The organism is Streptomyces sp. NPDC004561 (genome assembly GCF_053602155.1).
The window spans coordinates 1-2,555 of record NZ_JBSGDB010000776.1 but is presented as its reverse complement, the minus strand read 5'-3'; the positions used below and the strand labels follow the sequence as shown (position 1 = coordinate 2,555).

Below are 2,555 nucleotides of genomic sequence, written 5' to 3'. Positions count from 1 at the left end.
GCGGCGGCCGAGGGCGCCCAGCCGTCGCGGGACCTGGCCGCCTCGCCCGAGTACCGGGCGCACCTCGCCCGGGTGCTGACCAGGCGGGCCGTGCTGACCGCCGGCGGAATGGGGTGAGCGCCGATCATCCGGATGGACGCCCCGGAGCAGGTGGGGGCCCGCCTGGAGGAGACGGGGTACCTCGTCGACGAGGGGCTGGCCGTCACCTGCTTCCTGGCCCTCACGCTGCACCGGCCGCTGTTCTGCGAGGGCGACGCGGGCGTGGGCAAGACCGCGCTCGCCGGCGCCCTCGCCGAGGCGCTCGGCGCGCCGCTGATCCGGCTCCAGTGCCATGAGGGCATCGACGCCTCCCAGGCACTGTACGACTGGGACTTCCCGCGCCAGCTGCTGCACCTGAGAGCGGCCGAGGCGGCCGGGGTGCAGGACGCGGACCGTCTGGAGAGCGAGCTGTACGACCGGCGCTTCCTGATCGCGAGGCCGCTGCTGCGGGCCCTGCAGACGCAGCCGTCGGTGCTGCTGGTCGACGAGATCGACCGGGCCGACGACGAGTTCGAGGCGTTCCTGCTGGAGCTGCTGTCCGAGTACTCGGTCACCATTCCCGAGCTGGGCACGCTGCGGGCCGAGGCGCCCCCGGTGGTCGTCCTGACCTCGAACCGGACCCGGGAGGTGCACGACGCGCTGAAGCGGCGGTGCCTCTACCACTGGTTCGACCATCCCTCCTTCGCCCGCGAACTCGCCATCGTGCGCGCCCGGTTGCCGGAGGTGTCGGCGCGGCTGGCCGAGCAGGTCACGGCACTCGTGCAGGCGCTGCGGGCGGCGGACCTGGTGAAACCGCCCGGTGTGGCCGAGACGCTCGACTGGGCCGAGGCCCTGGACGCTCTGGGGGCGAGCGAGGTGGACGCCGAACTGGCGGTGACGACGCTGGGCTCGGTGCTGAAGTACCGGGAGGACACGGACCGGGCCCGGGGGCTCGATCTCGCGGCGGTCCTCGCGGCCCGGGGCGGGTGACCGGGATGGGCACGGCGGTACCGGGGGCGCGGGAGCTGCCGGCGGATGCCGTGCTGCTCGGTTTCGTGCGGGCGCTGCGGGCGGCGGGCGTGGACGCGAGCACCGAGCGCGGGTACGCCTTCCTGCGCGCCGTCGCCGCGCTGCGGCCGGGAATGCGCGCGGACGTGTACTGGGCGGGGCGGGCGACGCTGTGCGGCGGGCACGACGACCTGGAGCGGTACGAGCGGGTGTTCGCCGCGTACTTCGGGCCGCCCGCCGGGCCCGCCCCGCGGGCGGTTCACACGGCTGCCCAGACCCGGCTGCGGCTCGTCGCGCGGGAGGGGTCCGGGGCGCCTAGCAGGCGTGACGAGGGCGAGCCGCCGGGTCCGCCCACCGCCACCCTCGCCAGCTCCGCCGAGGTGCTGCGGCACCGTGACGTCAGTGAGCTGGACCCCGCCGAGCGGGCCCAACTGCGCAGTCTGCTGGCCGCGTTCGCGCTGCACGGGCAGACCCGTCGCTCGGCGCGGCGGCGGCCCGCGCGGCGCGGTGACGTCGATCCGCGCCGTACGGTACGGGAGTTGCTGTGGCGCGGCGGGGAACCGGCGCTGCTGCGGCGGCACGCGCGCGTGGAGCGGCCCCGGCGGGTGGTGCTGCTCGTCGACGTGAGCGGTTCGATGGGGCCGTACGCCGACGCGCTGCTGCGGTTCGCGCACGCAGCGGTGCGCGCGGGCCGCACGGAGGTGTTCACCATCGGCACCCGGCTGACCCGGGTGACCCGCGAACTCTCGCACCGCGACCCCGACCTGGCGATGGCGGACGTGGCGGCGGCCGTGCCCGACTGGCGCGGCGGCACCCGGCTGGGCGAGCTGCTGCGCGAGTTCCTGAACCGCTGGGGGCAGCGCGGGACGGCGCGTGGCGCGATCGTCGTACTGCTGTCGGACGGCTGGGAGCGCGGCGATCCGCGGCTGCTCGGGGAGCAGATGCGCCGGCTGCACGGCCTGGCGTACCAGGTGGTGTGGGCGAACCCCCGCAAGGCGCGTCCCGGGTACGCGCCGCTGGCGGCCGGCATGGCGGCGGCGCTGCCCAGTGTGGACGCCTTCGTCGAGGGGCACAGCCTGGCGGCGCTGGAGCGGCTCGCGGCGGTGGTGCGGGGGGCGGAGGCCGGTGCGGCCCCGGTGAAGGGAGCGGATCGTGCGTGAGATTCTGCCGGCGCTGGCCCGCTGGCATGCGGCCGGGGCCCCGTTCGGCCTGGCCACGGTGGTCGCGGTCAGCCGCAGCGCGCCGCGCGGGCCCGGTGCGGCCATGGCGGTGGGGCCGGACGACGAGGTCGTGGGCAGTGTGTCCGGGGGCTGCGTCGAGGGCGCCGTGTTCGAGCTGGCGCAGGAGGTCGTGGCGAGCGGCGAGCCTCAGCTCGAGACCTTCGGCTACAGCGACGCGGACGCGTTCGCGGTCGGGCTCACCTGCGGCGGCGAGATCACGCTGCTGGTGCGGCCGGTGACCGCCGAGTCGGACCCGGCGTTCGGCGCGGTCGCGGAGTCGGTCGCCGCGGGCGGGCCGGTGACCGTGGC

3 protein-coding genes and 1 pseudogene are annotated in these 2,555 nt (G+C 76.4%); all 4 read left to right on the top strand.

The features are described from left to right. A pseudogene (locus tag ACWEN3_RS45125) lies at positions 1 to 117 on the top strand (xanthine dehydrogenase family protein subunit M); the annotation flags it as partial. Between the two features lie 15 nt (positions 118 to 132). Next, complete coding sequence (locus ACWEN3_RS45120) at positions 133 to 1,008, top strand: AAA family ATPase (protein WP_452984077.1); 876 nt, start codon at positions 133 to 135, stop codon at positions 1,006 to 1,008. 5 nt (positions 1,009 to 1,013) lie between these two features. Next, the gene (locus tag ACWEN3_RS45115; RefSeq protein WP_452984075.1) at positions 1,014 to 2,186 is read left to right on the top strand and encodes a vWA domain-containing protein; all 1,173 of its coding nucleotides are present in this window, start codon (positions 1,014 to 1,016) and stop codon (positions 2,184 to 2,186) included. Then, on the top strand, positions 2,179 to 2,555 hold a 377-nt coding region (locus tag ACWEN3_RS45110), incomplete at its 3' end, for an XdhC family protein (protein ID WP_452984073.1). The genes ACWEN3_RS45115 and ACWEN3_RS45110, both read left to right, overlap by 8 nt.

Coding starts and splice junctions, on each gene's coding strand:
- ACWEN3_RS45120 (WP_452984077.1), top strand. CDS start 133: ATGGACGCCCCGGAGCAGGTGGGGGCCCGCCTGGAGGAGACGGGGTAC.
- ACWEN3_RS45115 (WP_452984075.1), top strand. CDS start 1,014: ATGGGCACGGCGGTACCGGGGGCGCGGGAGCTGCCGGCGGATGCCGTG.